This window comes from Psychrobacter sp. PG1, from assembly GCF_014897815.1.
GTDB lineage: Bacteria > Pseudomonadota > Gammaproteobacteria > Pseudomonadales > Moraxellaceae > Psychrobacter.
Genome location: NZ_JABUZG010000084.1, coordinates 17,664 through 34,834, shown reverse-complemented (window position 1 = coordinate 34,834; position 17,171 = coordinate 17,664). Strand labels below are relative to the sequence as shown.

At 44.4% G+C, this 17,171-nt stretch carries 15 protein-coding genes and 1 pseudogene; 8 read left to right on the top strand and 8 right to left on the bottom strand.

Features of this window, described 5'->3' with window-relative positions:
• The first annotated feature begins 17 nt into the window (after nucleotides 1-17).
• Together INT03_RS13370 and INT03_RS13365 are read left to right on the top strand one after the other, a co-directional pair.
• Nucleotides 18-560 carry a beta-lactamase hydrolase domain-containing protein gene (locus INT03_RS13370; protein ID WP_193009326.1) on the top strand — a complete coding sequence of 181 codons (543 nt, stop codon included), beginning with the start codon at nucleotides 18-20 and terminating at the stop codon, nucleotides 558-560.
• 263 nt (nucleotides 561-823) lie between these two features.
• Complete coding sequence (locus tag INT03_RS13365) at nucleotides 824-2,230, top strand: serine hydrolase domain-containing protein (RefSeq protein ID WP_193009325.1); 1,407 nt, start codon at nucleotides 824-826, stop codon at nucleotides 2,228-2,230.
• A gap of 27 nt (nucleotides 2,231-2,257) precedes the next feature.
• Here the strand turns inward: INT03_RS13365 and INT03_RS13360 are convergent, their stop codons facing one another.
• The 3 genes from INT03_RS13360 to INT03_RS13350 form a co-directional block, all read right to left on the bottom strand.
• A complete protein-coding gene (locus tag INT03_RS13360; RefSeq protein ID WP_193009324.1) occupies nucleotides 2,258-3,505 on the bottom strand; it encodes a cation:proton antiporter in 1,248 nt (415 codons plus the stop codon).
• Between the two features lie 209 nt (nucleotides 3,506-3,714).
• Complete coding sequence (gene ilvD / locus INT03_RS13355) at nucleotides 3,715-5,601, bottom strand: dihydroxy-acid dehydratase (protein ID WP_193009323.1); 1,887 nt, start codon at nucleotides 5,599-5,601, stop codon at nucleotides 3,715-3,717.
• Between the two features lie 205 nt (nucleotides 5,602-5,806).
• On the bottom strand, nucleotides 5,807-6,601 hold the full coding sequence (locus tag INT03_RS13350; protein ID WP_193009322.1) for a hypothetical protein: 795 nt from the start codon (nucleotides 6,599-6,601) through the stop codon (nucleotides 5,807-5,809).
• Nucleotides 6,602-6,826: 225 nt separating this feature from the next.
• Between INT03_RS13350 and INT03_RS13345 the strand changes: the two genes are divergently transcribed.
• The 3 genes and pseudogenes from INT03_RS13345 (at nucleotide 6,827) to dusB (ending at nucleotide 10,812) form a co-directional block, all read left to right on the top strand.
• Complete coding sequence (locus tag INT03_RS13345; RefSeq protein ID WP_193009321.1) at nucleotides 6,827-7,267, top strand: HIT family protein; 441 nt, start codon at nucleotides 6,827-6,829, stop codon at nucleotides 7,265-7,267.
• Between the two features lie 319 nt (nucleotides 7,268-7,586).
• Nucleotides 7,587-9,648: pseudogene (locus INT03_RS13340) on the top strand (BCCT family transporter).
• Nucleotides 9,649-9,780: 132 nt separating this feature from the next.
• Nucleotides 9,781-10,812 (top strand): tRNA dihydrouridine synthase DusB, encoded by a 1,032-nt coding sequence (gene dusB / locus INT03_RS13335; protein ID WP_193009320.1) that lies wholly within the window; start codon nucleotides 9,781-9,783, stop codon nucleotides 10,810-10,812.
• 51 nt (nucleotides 10,813-10,863) lie between these two features.
• On the opposite strand, the gene INT03_RS13330 is transcribed toward dusB, so the two are convergent.
• Nucleotides 10,864-11,253, bottom strand: coding sequence for a DUF1622 domain-containing protein (locus INT03_RS13330; protein WP_226950198.1), 390 nt, complete (start codon nucleotides 11,251-11,253; stop codon nucleotides 10,864-10,866).
• 189 nt (nucleotides 11,254-11,442) lie between these two features.
• Between INT03_RS13330 and INT03_RS13325 the strand changes: the two genes are divergently transcribed.
• Nucleotides 11,443-12,330: an SDR family NAD(P)-dependent oxidoreductase gene (locus tag INT03_RS13325; RefSeq protein ID WP_193009319.1), complete on the top strand. Its 888-nt coding sequence runs from the start codon at nucleotides 11,443-11,445 to the stop codon at nucleotides 12,328-12,330.
• A gap of 192 nt (nucleotides 12,331-12,522) precedes the next feature.
• The gene (locus tag INT03_RS15045; protein WP_264298288.1) at nucleotides 12,523-12,645 is read left to right on the top strand and encodes a hypothetical protein; all 123 of its coding nucleotides are present in this window, start codon (nucleotides 12,523-12,525) and stop codon (nucleotides 12,643-12,645) included.
• Nucleotides 12,646-12,706: 61 nt separating this feature from the next.
• Here INT03_RS15045 and INT03_RS13320 read toward each other — a convergent pair whose 3' ends face one another.
• The 4 genes from INT03_RS13320 to INT03_RS13305 all read right to left on the bottom strand — a co-directional run bounded on the left by INT03_RS13320 (nucleotide 12,707) and on the right by INT03_RS13305 (nucleotide 15,991).
• Nucleotides 12,707-12,985 (bottom strand): peptidylprolyl isomerase, encoded by a 279-nt coding sequence (locus INT03_RS13320; RefSeq protein WP_045446094.1) that lies wholly within the window; start codon nucleotides 12,983-12,985, stop codon nucleotides 12,707-12,709.
• A 262-nt stretch (nucleotides 12,986-13,247) separates the two neighbouring features.
• On the bottom strand, nucleotides 13,248-14,345 hold the full coding sequence (locus tag INT03_RS13315; RefSeq protein ID WP_193009318.1) for an LLM class flavin-dependent oxidoreductase: 1,098 nt from the start codon (nucleotides 14,343-14,345) through the stop codon (nucleotides 13,248-13,250).
• 92 nt (nucleotides 14,346-14,437) lie between these two features.
• On the bottom strand, nucleotides 14,438-15,352 hold the full coding sequence (locus tag INT03_RS13310) for an MBL fold metallo-hydrolase (RefSeq protein WP_193009317.1): 915 nt from the start codon (nucleotides 15,350-15,352) through the stop codon (nucleotides 14,438-14,440).
• A 93-nt stretch (nucleotides 15,353-15,445) separates the two neighbouring features.
• Nucleotides 15,446-15,991, bottom strand: coding sequence for a cysteine hydrolase family protein (locus tag INT03_RS13305; protein WP_193009316.1), 546 nt, complete (start codon nucleotides 15,989-15,991; stop codon nucleotides 15,446-15,448).
• Nucleotides 15,992-16,099: 108 nt separating this feature from the next.
• Between INT03_RS13305 and INT03_RS13300 the strand changes: the two genes are divergently transcribed.
• A complete protein-coding gene (locus INT03_RS13300; RefSeq protein ID WP_060490872.1) occupies nucleotides 16,100-17,080 on the top strand; it encodes a GlxA family transcriptional regulator in 981 nt (326 codons plus the stop codon).
• Nucleotides 17,081-17,171: the final 91 nt, after the last annotated feature.

Below are 17,171 nucleotides of genomic sequence, written 5' to 3'. Positions count from 1 at the left end.
CGAACAAATTTATAATTATGACTTCACATACCGCCGTACCAAACCCAGATCAACTGAATCATTCAGTAGCTATTGACACAGTATCGAATGCTGGCAATAACGTTTTAGACAATGGCGTTGATCTTAGTATTATTCTTGAGCCTTATTTTCGTCCTGATGACACTACCATTGTATGCGGTGCACTCAATGACGAAAAAGTGGTTGCCTTAGCGAACGCTGGGGTTGAGTTAGTGATTAACTTACAGCCAGATGATGAATTGAGCTTTGATGAAGCTGCAGCGGTCGAGCGAGCTGGCATGGACTATGAGCATCTGCCTATTAATGGTGCTGCAGACTTAAAGCAGCTTAATATATTGGCATTTGATAATATATTGCGCCAACATCATGGCAAAAAAACGGCAGTGCATTGTGGCTCAGGCAATAGAGTGGGTGCCGCAATGGCGCTACGCGCAGGATGGCTACGGGGACGTAAAATGGACACCGCTATGGAACGTGGGCGCAGTCATGGTTTAACGAAGCTTGAGCAAGAAGTTCATAATCGTCTGTTGGTACCGCGTTAAGACCATAAGGATGACAACGTATTATTGGGCAGCATTGAATGACTGAGAGGCGACCACTAGGTTGCCTTTTTTATTAAGGTGCGTTGTTATTTTTAAAAATGAGGACACGCCCTAAGCAAACGAAAAGATAAATTGCTAATATTGAGATATTGAACAGTTACGCCTTAGCAAATAATGTATTTTTTATCATATGAATACTTAATATTGGGGGCTAAATAGTTTTTTACCGTTTAGCTGTTTTATAGAAATGGAGCAGGGTAGCCATGATCGACAATAATAATAAAACCACGCAGATTTTTGATCAACAGATAAATATAACGTTGCAACAACGTTTGCAGCAAATACTCACCGACTTACAGCTTGATGATGCACCAGCAGGGGGTGCCGTGGTTGTCTATCAGGCAGGAGAATGTATTGCACAGGCGAGTGTGGGGATGGCACGTCCAGAGATGCCATGGCAGCCTGATACTTTGGCGATTAACTTTTCGACGGGTAAAGGTGTATTGGCGACGCTTGTGCATATATTGGTTTCGCAGCAGATGCTTGATTATGACCAACCTATTGCCCATTATTGGCCCGCATTTTCTGCACAGAATAAAGGGGATATTACGCTACGTAGCGTGATGTCACATCAAGCCAACTTATTCTCAATTCAGAGTATTGATGTGGATAGCGAAACTTTGCTTGATTGGGATCAAATGCTCAATAAAGTTGCTGCCATGCCAATCACAGCACCAGACCATGGCGAGCTATATGACAGCGCTTATAGTGCTCTGGTATATGGTTGGGTGTTGGGCGGGGTCATAGAAGCCGTTACTGAAATGTCTTTAGCTGAGGCATTGCGCCATTATCTCACTGAGCCTTTAGATATTGCTGATAGTTGCTATTTTGGTGTACCAAAGAATAAAGTCAACCAAGTAGCAAGACTCGCCAAAGACTTCGAAGTATCAAATGAGGCTGGCTCACAACTGCGTAATAAACGTCATAAACCAACGCTAAAAGCCGACTCACAAAGTACTTTACGTACTTATGCTAGTCTGCCTAGTTATGCTTGCTGGCAGCAGCAAGCTTTAATGGATGGCAAAGCGGCAGACCTAAGTTCAGATGATGAGCAAAATACTTTACCGATATTAGACACGGCTCATATTAATCGTTTGTACTTCAATACCAGTCAGCTTAATCTAAAAAATTATAAGGCGGCACTCATACCTGCTGGCAAACAAGCGATCGATTATCACAGTCGTGAGACACTACAGGCGATTATTCCAGCAGCAAATGGTGTCGCTTCAGCTCAGGCATTGGCCACCATCTATGCGATGTTAGCCAACGGCGGAACATGGCAAGGACACACATTTATTAATAGCGGCACTTTTGAGCAACTATCCAAACCGCAAGTCACAGGGATAGATGCCGTCATGCCAGCAAACATGGATTGGCGCTTGGGTTATCATCGGTTATTTAGTCTTTGTCAGCATACAGACAGTGAAAAAGTTGATGCAAACAAGCAAGGGTTTGGGCATATGGGCTATAACGGTTCAGTGGCTTGGTGTGACCCAGAGCGTCAATTGTCATTTGCCTTTATCCATAATTTTGACACCACGATGCTGAATGATGTCCGTCAGTTTGCACTAACGGAAGCGGTACTTAACTTAATCGATTCGGAGCTTTAAAAGCGCTAAATAGCTCTATCGATAAGGTTAATGTGATTTATTCGGCGTCATTTTAAGCAACCTTGTGGCGCTAAGACCATGAATAAAGATTGACGCCAAAATGACAATCGAACAGACGACCCATAGCTTAAGCGCATCTTCATCACCGAAAAAACCTTGGTTGAGTGCATAAGATAAATAGTATAGCGTACCAATGCCACGGATGCCCAAAGCAGAGATGGCATATTTTTCAGTGTGTGCCATGTTTAGTCCTGATAAAGCAATAAACCCGCCAATGGGACGTATCAACAAGAGGAAAGTGAAGCTGACGATGTAAACACGCCATGTCAGCTCAACACCCGACTGCAATCCTTGACCAAGAAACATGCCGAAAGTGACCAGCACTAGAGACATGAGTAAGCCTTCTGATTGTTCTGCAAAATCATGGAGCTTGTGGTGATAGCTGTGCTCATGTTCTGAGCGGCGAAAGGCAAATGCCGCGATAAATACGGCGATAAAGCCATAACTATGTACAAATTCGGCAAGTCCATAAGCCACTAACGTTAGCGCAATGACCACATATCCTTGAGAAATAGTGGTGTTTTGGCTATATTTTGAAAATACCAGCTTGGCCATAATTTTACCAACGACAATCCCAACCACCAGCCCAGCACCAATTTTCCATAAGACATCATGAGTGAACCATGACCAGAGCATCTCAAGGGTAAAGCGATTGCCTTGGCTAAAGGCTTCCGCTATTTTTATGGCCAAATAAACAAATGGGAAAGCCAGTCCGTCATTCAATCCTGCTTCTGAGGTCAAAGTAAAGCGCGGTGTGTCTTCGCGACCTGTGTTGGGTGGCCCTACTTGAATACTAGAAGCCAATACGGGATCGGTTGGAGCCAGTACTGCGCCCAGCAATATAGCAGCTCCCAGACTGAGACCAAATGCATAGTAGCCCAGTACCGCCATCGCAAAGATGCCAATCGGCATGGTAATAAGCAACAGACGCACGGTTGGCCGCCACAATTGCCAAGACAGCTTCGTATCAATTTTAATACCAGCACCAACCAAGGATACGAGCACTACAATTTCGGTTAATTTTTCGATAATTAAGCCGTTATTCATAGGGTCTAAAAATGATAAGGTCGTCCACCAGTACCCCATGAGTAGTCCAAAGCTGACCTGCAACATAGGCAAAGAGATAGGCGTGCGCTTAAATATAATGGGGAACAACGCCCCCAGTAAAAAAGCGATGCCGCAGACCAATAAAAATAAATTGTAGTTTTCAATCATAAGGTAGGTGCACGCTGTTATGTTTATCTTAAAAAGTTAGAGTGAGGCCATATTTACTAGTCCATTATAATGACGCTAAAAAATAATGATTACCGCAAAAAATCGTTATCAAAACGACATATGCGTTGTTTTTTGGTGAAAAAAAAGCCTGCATAGCGCAGGCTTAATAGATTTTTACCAATATACTTTAACGATTAATAATTGAAGGCTCAGCGCTCAACTTGACTCACGTCACGTACCGCACCGGTATCGGCACTGGTAGTCATGGCAGCATAGGCACGTAGCGCAGGGGTCACATGACGATCACGGCTTACAGGCTTCCATGCATCGCGGCCACGAGCTTCCATCGCCTCGCGGCGAGTGGCCAAATCGGCATCACTGACTTGCATGTTAATCGTACGATTAGGAATGTCGATATGGATGGTATCGCCTTCTTCAACCAGACCAATTGCGCCGCCTTCCGCTGCTTCTGGGCTGGCATGACCAATGGATAAACCTGACGTACCACCAGAGAAACGACCATCAGTGAGTAGGGCGCATTCTTTACCCAAGCCTTTAGATTTTAGGTAAGTCGTTGGGTACAGCATTTCTTGCATACCAGGGCCACCTTTAGGGCCTTCGTAGCGAATGATAACCACATCGCCTGCAACGATATCGTCAGCCAATACCGCAGCGACAGCATCATCTTGTGACTCAAATAGACGAGCACGACCAGTAAATACTAGGATGCTGTCATCCACACCTGCGGTTTTGACTACGCAGCCACGCTCAGCGATATTGCCATACAATACTGCTAAACCACCATCTGTAGAATAGGCATGTTGGGCACTACGGATGCAACCTGACTCACGGTTGACGTCGAGGTTTGACCATTCTTTTGATTGCGAAAATGCCTCAGTGGTACGTATGCCACCCGGTGCTGCAAGGAAGCGTGCGCGAGCCTCTTGATTATCAGGATTCATGATGTCCCACTTATCAATTGCAGCTTTCATCGTTGGACTATGGATGGTCGGTACGTCAGTCTTCAGTAATCCAGCACGATCAAGCTCGGCCAATAACGCAAAGACACCGCCAGCACGATGCACATCTTCCATATGGTATTTCTGCGAGGCAGGGGCGACTTTTGCAAGGCAAGGTACACCGCGACTTAGACGATCGATATCTGACATTTTGAAATCGACTTCTGCTTCGTTAGCAGCCGCTAACAGATGCAAAATAGTATTGGTTGAGCCGCCCATTGCGATATCTAAGGTCATCGCGTTTTCAAAAGCTGCTTTGCTAGCGATGGAGCGTGGCAATACTGAATCATCATCTTGCTCATAGCGACGTTTGGCAAGTGAGACAATGGTGCGTCCTGCTTCTAAAAACAACTCGCGACGTAGCGAGTGGGTGGCGAGTAACGAGCCATTACCCGGTAATGCCAAGCCCAACGCTTCGGTTAAGCAGTTCATTGAGTTGGCCGTAAACATACCAGAGCACGAACCACAAGTTGGGCAGGCAGAGGCTTCAATAGCGGCTACATCTTCATCACTAATGCTGTCATCAGCGGCATCCATCATCGCATCAACGAGGTCAAGTTTGCGAATGGCACTACTGTCACTACCATCGGTATTATGGCTTTTACCAACGGTACTGGCTAAGATTTTGCCCGCTTCCATTGGGCCACCTGAAATAAACACTACTGGAATATTGAGGCGCATGGCTGCCATCAACATACCCGGCGTTATTTTATCGCAGTTGGAGATACAAACTAAGGCATCTGCGCAATGGGCATTGACCATGTATTCTACAGAGTCGGCAATCAAATCGCGACTTGGCAGTGAGTACAACATACCGCTATGACCCATGGCAATACCATCATCGACCGCAATGGTATTGAACTCTTTAGCCACGCCGCCTGCTTGTTCAATCTCACGTGCGACCAGTTGCCCCAAGTCTTTTAAATGCACATGGCCGGGTACGAACTGGGTAAACGAGTTGGCAATGGCAATGATTGGTTTACCAAAGTCGCCATCAGTCATGCCAGTCGCACGCCATAATGCGCGCGCGCCTGCCATATTACGGCCGCCAGTAGAGGTTTTTGAGCGATAATCCATGTGATATTCCTTACAAATAGGCGAGGTTTGTGAAAATGTGCACCCTCAATTTTAATATTGATAGTGTGCTTTTTATAAAATGCGAGGACTAGTGAATAATACTAGGTCGTTACCATACCATTAGATATGAATCACTGAAAACTATTCATTGATAATGCCAAGTCAATAGTAGTCATAACATCGTAAATAATTGGAAGACAAGATGTTATTCGACGCGCTCTACTATCGCCGTCTCAAACCAAGGTAGCTCTGTTTTGTCCGCTTCCAATTTAGCGATAACCACTAACGCATGAGTCGCTGGCAAGCATTGATAATCAGCGTTTGCTTCAATACGAAGTAGTTGCTCATTGCCTTCAGCTTGTTCATCTATACTGATTAAGGTTTGCTTATTATTTTTGTAGAGTACATCGATGCGACCAAAAAACTGCCAATCTTTAAAAGCGGCTGTAATAGCGTCTGCTTCATTCTGGGTATAAAGTTGTTGGGTGTCTTTGCCTGTATTGGTCCAATGCAAGCGTACGGCTAACTGCAACGCTTCGCTAAAAACCACCAATGACCCGATGATTTTGACATGCCAAGGGCTGGTGATTAGTGCTTCGCTAATACCAATCAGCTTGGCTGCTTCACGAGCGCTCATGGGCGTATTGAACTGTGACAGTAGGGCAGGTGTGAGCGGATTTGCTTGCTTAATCGCATCATTTAAACTGTCGTAATGATATAAGAACGGTAGTGGTAAATCCTGTGTCACTGTCTTTTTAGTGATTTTGCAATTGTGTATTTTCCAACCAATCGTCTTGTCGCTCAGTGCTTCGGCCAGAATGAGCGCGCTAGGCTCAATGCTTTGAATGGGGGCTTGAGTCTCATTTTCAGTCTCAGCGCTGCTTGGTTCTTTTTCATTATTGAATACAGAGTCAGCTGTGATAGACGTTTGCGCTGCTTGAGCAGGTTCTGTATAAATGTTACTCATATTTGATTGAGTCGGCAAAGTAGACGAATCCATAAACGTAGCGTTGTTAAAGTAGAGGGTTAATATAACATTTAAAGCGCCTGACTCGCCAACCAAATTAGTGAGCTACCGCGATTAGCTTATGTATTGCTAATTTTTAATAACGAGTGCTATAGCAACTTGTGCTTAAACGACATTTCGTCCACTATATTACAGGCTATTCCATCCCTTCTAAAAGCTGTCGAGCAACCAATAATCAAACAAGTAAAGGAAAAAATAATGACCCAAGCCAATGAGCAAGCCGCGTATGACGATAACAATATCTTTGCCAAAATGCTAAACGGTGACATCCCCTATCACAAAGTCTATGAAGATGATAAAACTCTTGCCTTTATGGATATCATGCCACAAGCAGAGGGGCATGTGCTGGTGATTCCTAAGCAAAAAGCCGTTGATTTGGCAGACCTTGAACCAGAGTATGCCGCCGCGGTGTTAATGACCGCTAAAAAGGTCATGCAAGCACAGCGTCAAGTATTTGCGCGTGAAGGCATTATTCAGATGCAATTAAATGGTAGCGAAGCGGGTCAAACCGTTTTTCATTACCATGTACATCTCATTCCATCGAGTATTCATGAGCTCGGTCGCCATGCAGTGACCCAAGCTGATCACACAGAACTGGCTGAAATGGCAAAGCAACTTGCTGCTGCCATTACTGTTTAATAATAAAAAAACGAGATGTCTGTCGAATTAACAAGCAAAACGTAAATTGTTCCAGAACAAAATAAAAAGGTCGCTAACAAGCGGCCTTTTTTATTACTTGGTAATAGTCATGTAACAATCGTTAAAGTCATGTTACAAGTTGGGCGCTTGTCTGGGGTTTTTGAACATAGTGTGATAAAAATTGTATTTATTTAATAACAACTGATGCATTTTCGCCTTTGTGAGTCACTTTTTATAAAAAAGGCACTGCTCCTTCTGATTATTAATCTTTATATCGAAGATTATTTTTCATTGCTACTTTTTGGGGATATCACTTTCTATGAGTAAATTACCTCGCTCCACTATTTTGTTGCCTGTATTCGTACCAGCAGCAGCGATTATGCTGTTATTGGTGATCGGTACAGCAATCAACCCTGACGCTGCTGGCGAGTTGTTCAGCAAAGTGCTGGCATTTACCACCGACACTTTCGGCTGGTTTTATATGTTGGCAGTCGCCATATTTTTGATGTTTATTATCGCCTTGGCATTTTCGCCTTATGGCAGTATTAAATTGGGCCCTGACCATGCGGAGGCTGAGTATAAGTTTCTGGAATGGTTTGCCATGCTTTTTTCCGCAGGCTACGGCATAGCCTTGCTGTTTTATGGCGTAGCAGAGCCCGTATTGCATTTTGCCAGTCCGCCACTTTCCACGCCGCAGACGATTGAAGCTGCTAAAGAAGCCATGCAAATTGCCTATTTCCATTGGGGTTTTCATATTTGGGCGATTTATGGCGTAGTAGGTTTGTCGCTGGCGTATTTCTCTTTTCGTCATGGCTTGCCATTGTCGGTACGCTCAACGCTATATCCATTAAACGCTATATCCATTAATCGGTGACAAAATCTATGGTCCTATCGGACATACGGTTGATGTGTTTGCGATCGTGGGCACGATGTTCGGTATCGCCACCAGCTTGGGTCTGTCGGTGGCGCAAATTAACGCAGGTCTAAATTATTTGCTACCAGAGATGGTGCCAGTTAATACGACCGTGCAGGTTATTATCATTGCCTTAGTAACAGCAGCTGCCTTGGTATCCGTGCTGGCAGGTATGGATAAAGGCGTCAAGCGCTTGTCTATTCTAAACATGGTATTGGCAACGGCACTCATGTTATTTGTCTTTATCGTTGGTCCGTCGATCTTTATTCTCAATGCTTTTATGGAAAACACGGGCAGCTATCTGGGCAATATCGTTGAGCGTACTTTTAGCTTGCAAGCGTATCAATCGAGTGATTGGATTGGTAGTTGGACACTATTTATTTTTGCATGGACGATTGCTTGGGCGCCTTTTGTGGGTCTGTTCATTGCCAAAATCAGTCGCGGTCGCACCATTCGTGAGTTTGTATTGGGCGTCATGTTAGTGCCAACGTTATTTACCTTCTTTTGGTTTTCGGTGTTTGGCGATACGGCACTGCATATGATTATGGTTGATGGCTACGACGCGCTGATTAGCGAAGTGCAAAACAACCAAGCAATTGCGTTATTTAAATTGCTAGAGAATTTACCATTTACACAGATTGTCTCATCATTGACAGTACTGTTAATTATTACCTTTTTTGTGACGTCATCGGATTCAGGGTCATTAGTGATTGATTCGCTCGCCGCAGGTGGACGTAGTGATACGCCTTGGTGGCAGCGCTCGTTTTGGGTGATAACTGAGGGTGCGGTCGCGGCAGTTCTACTTATCGCGGGTGGTCTGAGTGCACTACAAACAGCGGCTATCGTTAGTGCTTTACCGTTTGCGATCATTATATTGATTTCGACATTTGGTATGTGGCGCGCGCTACGTATTGAAGGACATCGCAATCAAAGCCTAGCCAATGACAACCATCTGCCGCCGCATCTACTTAAGCTTGACGCATGGCGTGATCGTATTGACTATATCACCAATCAACCAACGCGAGATAAAGTGCTGGGTTATATCAAAGGTACGGTTTTATCATCGATGCATGAGGTGGCAGAGAAGTTTGCCGAAACAGGCTGGTTGCCTGATGTAAATTATGATGAGGTCAATAACCGTGCTGTATTGGAATTAAGACGCGGTGACAATGTAGAGTTCTGGTATGAAGTTCGTTTGTCAGAGCATGAAATTCCTGATTATTATACGGAAGATATGGCCAATGAATTACCACAAGAGCACCATCATCGTGCTGAGGTGTATTTGCGCCGTGGTGGTCAAACCTATGATTTATATGGCTATCAATCAGAGTCGGTGATTAACGATATTATTGATCAGTTCGAAAAATACCTACACTTCTTAAATGTGTCGCCAGATAGTTTGCCGTGGCGTATGCAGGAGCATGATGAGGACATCACACTAGAGCAGGGCAGTGTGTTTGATAAGTAAGGGTGTACTGTTGAAAAAGTAGTGTTTCTTAATGCAAGTTATTCACGTTAATAGCTTGCAATATGCGTACGATTCCTTAGAATAACGGCTTGTTTTTATTATCTTATTTTAATTAATGGCAAGCCGCTTTTTATGTCTACTGATTCTCCTGATTTACCGTCGTCTTTACCAGTATCTGATCATCCTTTATTGCAGCCATTGAATATCGGCGGCCTGACGATTGAAAACCGCCTCATGGTTGCTCCTATGGCGGGCGTGACGGACAATCCTTTTCGGCGTTTATGTAAATCCTTTGGCGCTGGTCATGCGGTGAGTGAAATGATTATCGCTGATACGGCGCTTTACGCACGCAAAAAGTCCTTGTATCGTGCCAATTTTGACAATGAAATTGCGCCTATTTCAGCGCAAATTGCAGGGGCTGAGCCTGATAAATTGGCAGAAGCGGCACGTTATCAGATTGATAATGGCGCGCAAATTATTGATATCAATATGGGCTGCCCTGCCAAAAAAGTTTGCCGTAGGCTGGCAGGTTCTGCACTGTTGCAAGACGAAGATTTGGTTGCCCGTTTACTAGATGCGGCGGTAAATGCCGTAAATGCCCCCGTGACCTTAAAAACGCGATTGGGTTATGAAAACGGTCGTGAGAATATCTTGCGTGTGGCGAAGCGCGCTGAGCAAGCAGGTATTGCAGCGATTGCCATTCATGGGCGCACGCGCGAGGATATGTACACTGGCGAGGCGCGTTATGAGCTGATACGCGAAGTTAAAGAAAGCATCAACATTCCCGTCATTGCCAATGGCGATATCGACAGTGCGCAAAAAGCCCAGCGTGTCTATGAGTTGACAGGCTGTGACGCGGTGATGATTGGGCGTGCTGCCCAAGGACAACCATGGATATTCCGCGATATCGAGCATTTCTTACGCACTGGTGAGAGTCTTGATGCACCCAGTGTCAATGAGATAAAAGAGATCGTATTGGCGCATTTGCAAGAGCTATATGACTTTTATGGTGAGTACTCCGGCTGCCGTATCGCTCGCAAGCACATTGCTTGGTATACCACAGGCATTCCTAATTCTAATGCTTTTCGCCAAGCAATGTATGGCGAAGAAAGTACCGCTGGACAGTTTCGCGTGGTCGAAGATTTTTTGCAGGCGCACGGATAGTAAGTGAGCAGAGGGTTCACGCTAAGCGTTTGTTACATGACAAAAAAAGCTTTAAAGCTCGTCCACTTTAGCGGTATGTGGTTCTTTTTTGAGCACTGTATCTTCTTTTTGCCAAGGAAATTTGCCTTCTAACTCTACTTGTAGTGACAAGCTCAAAAAAGTCCGAATGAGTACGATAAAACCTAGTACTAAAACGCTGCGTAACGTCGGTTCTGTGACGACAGTCGCCATAATATCAGCGGCGATGAGGACTTCTAATCCTAACAAAATAGATTTACCCACAGTTTGTCTGATTTCGATATAGGTCTCGTGATTAAAACCACTGGTTAGGCGAATCCCTCGATAAAAAGCAAAAAATAGTCCAAAAAACATAATAAGTACACCTATGATTTCGACTATCTTAGCAATTAAATCAATGTAATGAGCTAGAGTTGCAATCAAAACAGATACTCCTTATCGATGTTCGGTGAAAAGCGTAAGTCTAAGCAGTACTGCGATTATACGTTTATCAATCCTTATAATCGTCAAATTATCTGGCTGAGACGGCGGTTTTGTTCACTTTAAGCCATAATTTTTTGCTATGCTGTAATCGAACATTCATAGGCATAGAAACAACAAAAAGGATTTTTTATGGCCAATCCCTCAAAAAAAGCAATCAACAAAGCGGTCAAAGATAAGCATGTCATTATCACAGGGGCATCAAGCGGTATTGGTGAGCGTACAGCGTATTTACTCAGTGAATGCGGTGCGCATGTTATCTTATTAGCACGTACCGAAGACAAACTAAAAGCCGTTAAAGAAAGTATCGAGGAGCTTGGTGGCAATGCCAGTTATTACCCTTGTGATTTGACCAATATGGATGATATCGAAAAAGTTAGCACGCAAATTTTGGCAGATTTCGGACATGTTGATGTCTTGGTCAATAACGCTGGTCGTTCAATTCGGCGTTCGGTTCACGAGTCTATTGATCGTTTCCATGATTTTGAGCGTACTATGGATATCAATTACTTTGGCGCGGTTAAAATAGTTCTTGGGGTTTTGCCGACGATGATTGAACGTCAGACTGGTCAAATTGTGAATATCTCCTCTATTGGCGTATTGGCAAACAGTCCGCGTTTTGCCGCTTATGTTGCCTCAAAATCGGCATTGGATGCTTTTAGCCGCTGCTTAGCTGCTGAAGTGAAAGGCGATAATGTGACGATCACCAATATTTTTATGCCATTGGTGCGTACGCCTATGATTGAGCCTACTAAGTTGTACCGCTACATGCCTGCGTTAATGCCTGATGAAGCCGCGATGATGGTTGCCAAAGCGATTGTCCATAAACCAAACAGTATTGCCAGCAACATGGGTAAATTTGCGTCAGCTACTTATTCACTGGCACCAGCAATCAATGTTGGTATTCAGTCGATGGGTTATCGTATTTTCCCAAGCACCCGCGCTGGACTGACTACCGATAAGAAGCCAAACCTTGCTCAGCGTGCCTTTGCCAGAATACTTCCTGGTGAGCATCATTAGAATAGGCTGTATATGAGCCTTGATTTAGAATAAAAAAGGACGCTGCTGTGTCCTTTTTTAATGCCTTAAAAATTATTAATGTTGATACAAAAGAGGAGAGAGGGCAGTAGCAGCCTTTTGTTCTTAACGCTTTATTATGATCAAAACCTATTTATAACTGTCTATCATCATCACTTTTATGGGAACTAAAGTGTGTTCAACTCAAATTTAGATTTAGATATGGTACGGACATTAGATCATAAGTCGTTTCGGGTCATAAATGAGTCAATCATGGCAGCTCAAATCGTGATTGCCATGATGTTAGATCCTGTATGAGTCAGAATAATTTTTAAGGCATATGTCAGTCGGCTTATAATGAAAGCTCCGCCCCTAATGCTTATGTCCTGTAAAGTACTTTGACCACATGCCAGCCAAATTTGGTTTTTACTAAATGTGGGGTGAAAAGTTTGCCGCTGAAGCAGATTTTATCAAATGGCGGTACCATGTCGCCTTGTTGAAACTCACCTAAGCTGCCGCCTTTTTTACCTGATGGGCAGGTTGAATGTCGTTTCGCCAGCACATCGAACTTAGCGCCTTTTTGAAGCTTGGCAATAATGTCTTCAGCCTGTTCTTTGTGTTTTACTAAAATGTGTAATGCGCTAGCTGTACGAGCCATAATGTAAACCTTTTATAAAGTATCGATTATCGGGTCATTATATCACGGCTTATCTTGGTTGCTAACTTCACTTGTATGCGCTATTTTCTCAAAAGTCATTATCTACACAGGGGCTACAATTTGGATGAGAATTGGTGTCTTTTGAATGTCGCTGTCATTACATCGGTGCAATGCATTTGGCAGATGTGCATGAGCAGATCAATCGCACCTTGATCTGAGCTAAGAATCAAGGGTAGCTTACGAGCCCAATCAAGCCTAATGGTTAGGCATTAATCGTTATTTCCAACAGGATATAGTGACTTGGCATACGATAGTGATCTGCGATTAGCTCAACAGTACGCGATTGGGCGCGGCGCGAATAGCCCTGAACAACTATCATGATCTCATCGACACCTGTCTGCTCCTGAAGATTCTCTAAACCTTTTGCGACCTCGGCAGCAGTGCCATGCAGAGTTTGATCGGTATACTGTTCAATAATCTGGCGCTCTTGCATATTGCCTTGAAAAGCCGCCACTTCATCAGGAGGCAGTAAAGCAAAAGGCTTGCGCTGAAACATTCTCAACATTGCCATGGCAGTCGATGTTGATTGGCGACGTGCCTCTACAGGATCTTCGTCCGCAATCGCGCCAATGCTGACTAAGCAGTATGGCTTGGCTAGAATTTTTGAAGGACGGAAATTCTCTCGGTAAATGCGCATCGCATTTAAAACATCAGAACTACCAAACTGTAGAGCGAACGCATATGGTCTGCCAAGCTGTGCTGCCATGTGGGCTGAATAAGTCGATGACCCCAGGATCCAAACATCAGTGGCTGTCTTTGATGGTGGTACTCGGTTTTGCTCAGCTTGCCACGGACCTGGCACCGCATGAACCTCACTATAAGGATGGTCTTTTGGAAAGCTGTTTTCTAAAAAGCCCAACAACTCTGCGACTTGCTGAGGAAATTCATCGTTTGCTGCCTTATGCCGACGCAAAGCGGAAGCCGTTGCACCATCCGTACCCAGTGCCCGTCCCAAACCAAGATCAATTCGTCCTGGCGCCATCGCATCGAGCATACCAAATTGTTCAGCAATGACCAAAGGCACATGATTCGGTAGCATGATGCCGCCTGCACCAAGTCTAATTCGCTCAGTTTCCCCAGTCAGCCGAGCCACCATCATCTGCGGCGAAGGCACCGAAGCACCAGGCATGGCGTGATGTTCAGACATCCAAAACCGCTGAAAGCCTCTACTATCTGCCAGTTTTGCAAGAGCAATCATCTCTTGAAAGGTGTCCTCTGCCGTGTGACCAACGCCGGTGAAGGCATTGTCGAGCACCGAAAGAACGAAAGGGGCGCTACCTGAATGATTTGGCATATTCATAAACGATCTCATTTTTACCGTATTAACGATGCATAGCAACACACTTTGGGTATTGCCACACAGGGAAGATTTAAAGACCCAACCATCAGGCACTAGAATTTATAGGTTTGACCATCATTAGGGACAAGCGCACGCTGCTTGTCTAAGTGCTTTTCTTCGATAAAGCGGCGCAGCTCTGCCTTGGTGAGGGTGGCATGATTGACCGTATCCATGTGCACGCTCACGATCTGAGCATTAGGAGAGAGTTTATACGCACGGTATACATCCTCTTTACCCATAATGATAGAGTCATCAACAAAGGTAGTTAACTTCGCATAGCCTGTATTAAGGATGACCGCATCAGGCTTATAGCGAGTGAATGCATCTTCCACTTCCTTATTCCAAACGGTATCCCCTGCGACATAAACGGTCTTGTAGTTTGGTTTCTGGAATACAATCCCCATCGTTTTGCCCAGTAGTTCAGCTAATGGTGCCACTTTGTACATCTCATCAGTACCATGCTGTCCGATGGTTTTATGAATTGTAACGCCTTTAAACACAACGCCTTGTTCGGTTAATACTCTGACATCGGTAAAACCATCTTTACGTACGATTGCCGCATCGGCTGCATCTTGGGTGAAAATTGGCATGTCACGAGGCACAAGGTTACGTGCAGCTTCATCCCAATGATCGTCATGTAAGTGGGTCAAAATAATGGCATCAGCCTTAAGCACTTCGTCAACAGACATCGGCAGATCTACCATTGGATAGCGTATTTGGTTATTTACTGTGCCATCAAACCCTGGATAAGCGTTTTTAACCGCTAGCATCGGATCCACTAAAAACGTGGTGCCGTCATAATCAAGCTTAATTGTGGCATTACGGATTTGCTGAAATTCAACGGTATTGGTCGCTGTCTGTTTTACCGCGTTAGAATTTGCTGCTGGACTGGCAAAGGTGGTACATGCCGTTAACAACATGACGCCACTTAACAGTGTGGTGCCAGTCAGTGATTTTACGATATTCATAATAGTTACCTTATTGAGGAAATCCTTCTTAATCGGAATAGGGTTTAAAAGTCTATTTCATGACTAAATCATGATTTGATTAACAACTCTGGATTAACGCGCAATCCACGTTTGAGTATCAATCATTTCGCCATATAGAAACTCAATCGCTGCCATGATAGTGGCATGAGCCTGAGCAGCAGGTACTTTTGTGCCATTAAACTCAAGATCAAGCGTGGCACAGGCATCATGAACCGTAGTGGTTGTATAACCAAAATCTACTGCCGCACGAACGGTGGCATCGACACACATGTGGCTCATGGCGCCAATCACAGTCACTTCTTTGATACCTTCTTTATCCAATAGCTCTTTCAGATTGGTTTCACGGAACGAATTGGGGTAATGCTTAGTGATGACGGCTTCATTCTCTATTGGTTTTACCTTTTCATTAATCTCTACACCATCGCTGCCCGGCGTAAAGAGTGGTGCGTCAGCAGGCATTTCATGACGGATATGAATGACGGTATGACCTTTTTCTCTGGCAGACGCAATCACCAAAGCGGCATTATCAGCGGCTTCGTTAATACCTACAAGTGATAAGTTACCTTGTGGAAAATACTCATTTTGAATGTCGACAACGATCAATGCTTGTGTGTTCATGATAATTCCTTTTTGTTTATGGAAGTGACTGTATAGGCGTATATTTTACAAGTACTATGCTACACTAACGAGTGGCTACATCGACACATAAGAGGTTAATAACGACATATGAGTCATAAACATGCTATTGAAATTGGGCTGGTCATCTATGAGAAAGCACAAATGGCGGCTGTCCTTGGACTGACTGATTTATTAGTGGTGGCCAGTAAACTCGCCGCCAAACGTCAAGATACAATTGATCTGCCTTTACAAGTCAGCCACTGGGAAATTAAGGGTGCTGAGCAGCAGCCTAAGCGCACTTTTTCGAGCAATCCTGATAGCATAGGAAAATTAATAGCCGTCATCATTCCACCCACGTTAGAAGCACCGATTGCAAAGCAAGCGGCAGAACCTTGGCTAGAATGGCTAAAAGAGCAGCATTCGACAGGGGTGATACTGTCGTCTGTCTGCGCCGGTGCTTTTTTATTGGGCGAAACAGGACTACTCTCCAAACGCAAGGCAACCACACATTGGGGCTATGTAGAGGATTTTAAGCAGCGTTTCCCTGATGTGGATCTTGATGTGGATCGTATTATCATTGAGGATGGTGATATTGTGACCGCTGGGGGCGCAATGGCTTGGACAGATTTGGGGCTTAGGATGGTAGATCGCTTTCTTGGTTCTCAGGTGATGAATGAGACCGCTCGTATGTTGTTAATCGACCCTTCAAGGCGTGAACAATGTTATTACAGTGCTTTCTCACCCAACCTCACCCATGGAGACACAGCCATATTAAAAGTGCAGCATTGGTTACAAAGAACCAATGCACAAGATATTGATTTATCTACCTTAGCCAATTGCGCGCAGTTAGAAGAGCGTACTTTTCTGCGGCGCTTTCATAAGGCAACGGGGATGACATCCACAGAATATTGTCAGCGATTACGCATCGGAGAAGCAAAAGACTTTCTACAGTTCTCGTCGTCTCCTGTTGAGCAAATAGCGTGGAAAGTTGGTTATAGTGATGCCAGTGCATTTCGTAAAATATTTAAGCGCCTTGTTGGTTTGACGCCAAGTGAGTATCGGCGCAGATTTAATACGAATAAGGCGTGATAGGTTTAGGTAATGATTTTTTTAAAGGTAGGCACATTGACTGCTTATAGATAAGAGTTAGATGTAATAAAACGGCCACTGATGTAGCCAT

What these genes read in the sequence shown, in the direction of transcription:
- INT03_RS13370 (WP_193009326.1), top strand. Translation starts at nt 18, where the DNA reads ATGACTTCACATACCGCCGTACCAAACCCAGATCAACTGAATCATTCA.
- INT03_RS13365 (WP_193009325.1), top strand. Translation starts at nt 824, where the DNA reads ATGATCGACAATAATAATAAAACCACGCAGATTTTTGATCAACAGATA.
- INT03_RS13360 (WP_193009324.1), bottom strand. Translation starts at nt 3,505, where the DNA reads ATGATTGAAAACTACAATTTATTTTTATTGGTCTGCGGCATCGCTTTT.
- ilvD (WP_193009323.1), bottom strand. Translation starts at nt 5,601, where the DNA reads ATGGATTATCGCTCAAAAACCTCTACTGGCGGCCGTAATATGGCAGGC.
- INT03_RS13350 (WP_193009322.1), bottom strand. Translation starts at nt 6,601, where the DNA reads ATGGATTCGTCTACTTTGCCGACTCAATCAAATATGAGTAACATTTAT.
- INT03_RS13345 (WP_193009321.1), top strand. Translation starts at nt 6,827, where the DNA reads ATGACCCAAGCCAATGAGCAAGCCGCGTATGACGATAACAATATCTTT.
- dusB (WP_193009320.1), top strand. Translation starts at nt 9,781, where the DNA reads ATGTCTACTGATTCTCCTGATTTACCGTCGTCTTTACCAGTATCTGAT.
- INT03_RS13325 (WP_193009319.1), top strand. Translation starts at nt 11,443, where the DNA reads ATGGCCAATCCCTCAAAAAAAGCAATCAACAAAGCGGTCAAAGATAAG.
- INT03_RS13320 (WP_045446094.1), bottom strand. Translation starts at nt 12,985, where the DNA reads ATGGCTCGTACAGCTAGCGCATTACACATTTTAGTAAAACACAAAGAA.
- INT03_RS13315 (WP_193009318.1), bottom strand. Translation starts at nt 14,345, where the DNA reads ATGAATATGCCAAATCATTCAGGTAGCGCCCCTTTCGTTCTTTCGGTG.
- INT03_RS13310 (WP_193009317.1), bottom strand. Translation starts at nt 15,352, where the DNA reads ATGAATATCGTAAAATCACTGACTGGCACCACACTGTTAAGTGGCGTC.
- INT03_RS13305 (WP_193009316.1), bottom strand. Translation starts at nt 15,991, where the DNA reads ATGAACACACAAGCATTGATCGTTGTCGACATTCAAAATGAGTATTTT.
- INT03_RS13300 (WP_060490872.1), top strand. Translation starts at nt 16,100, where the DNA reads ATGAGTCATAAACATGCTATTGAAATTGGGCTGGTCATCTATGAGAAA.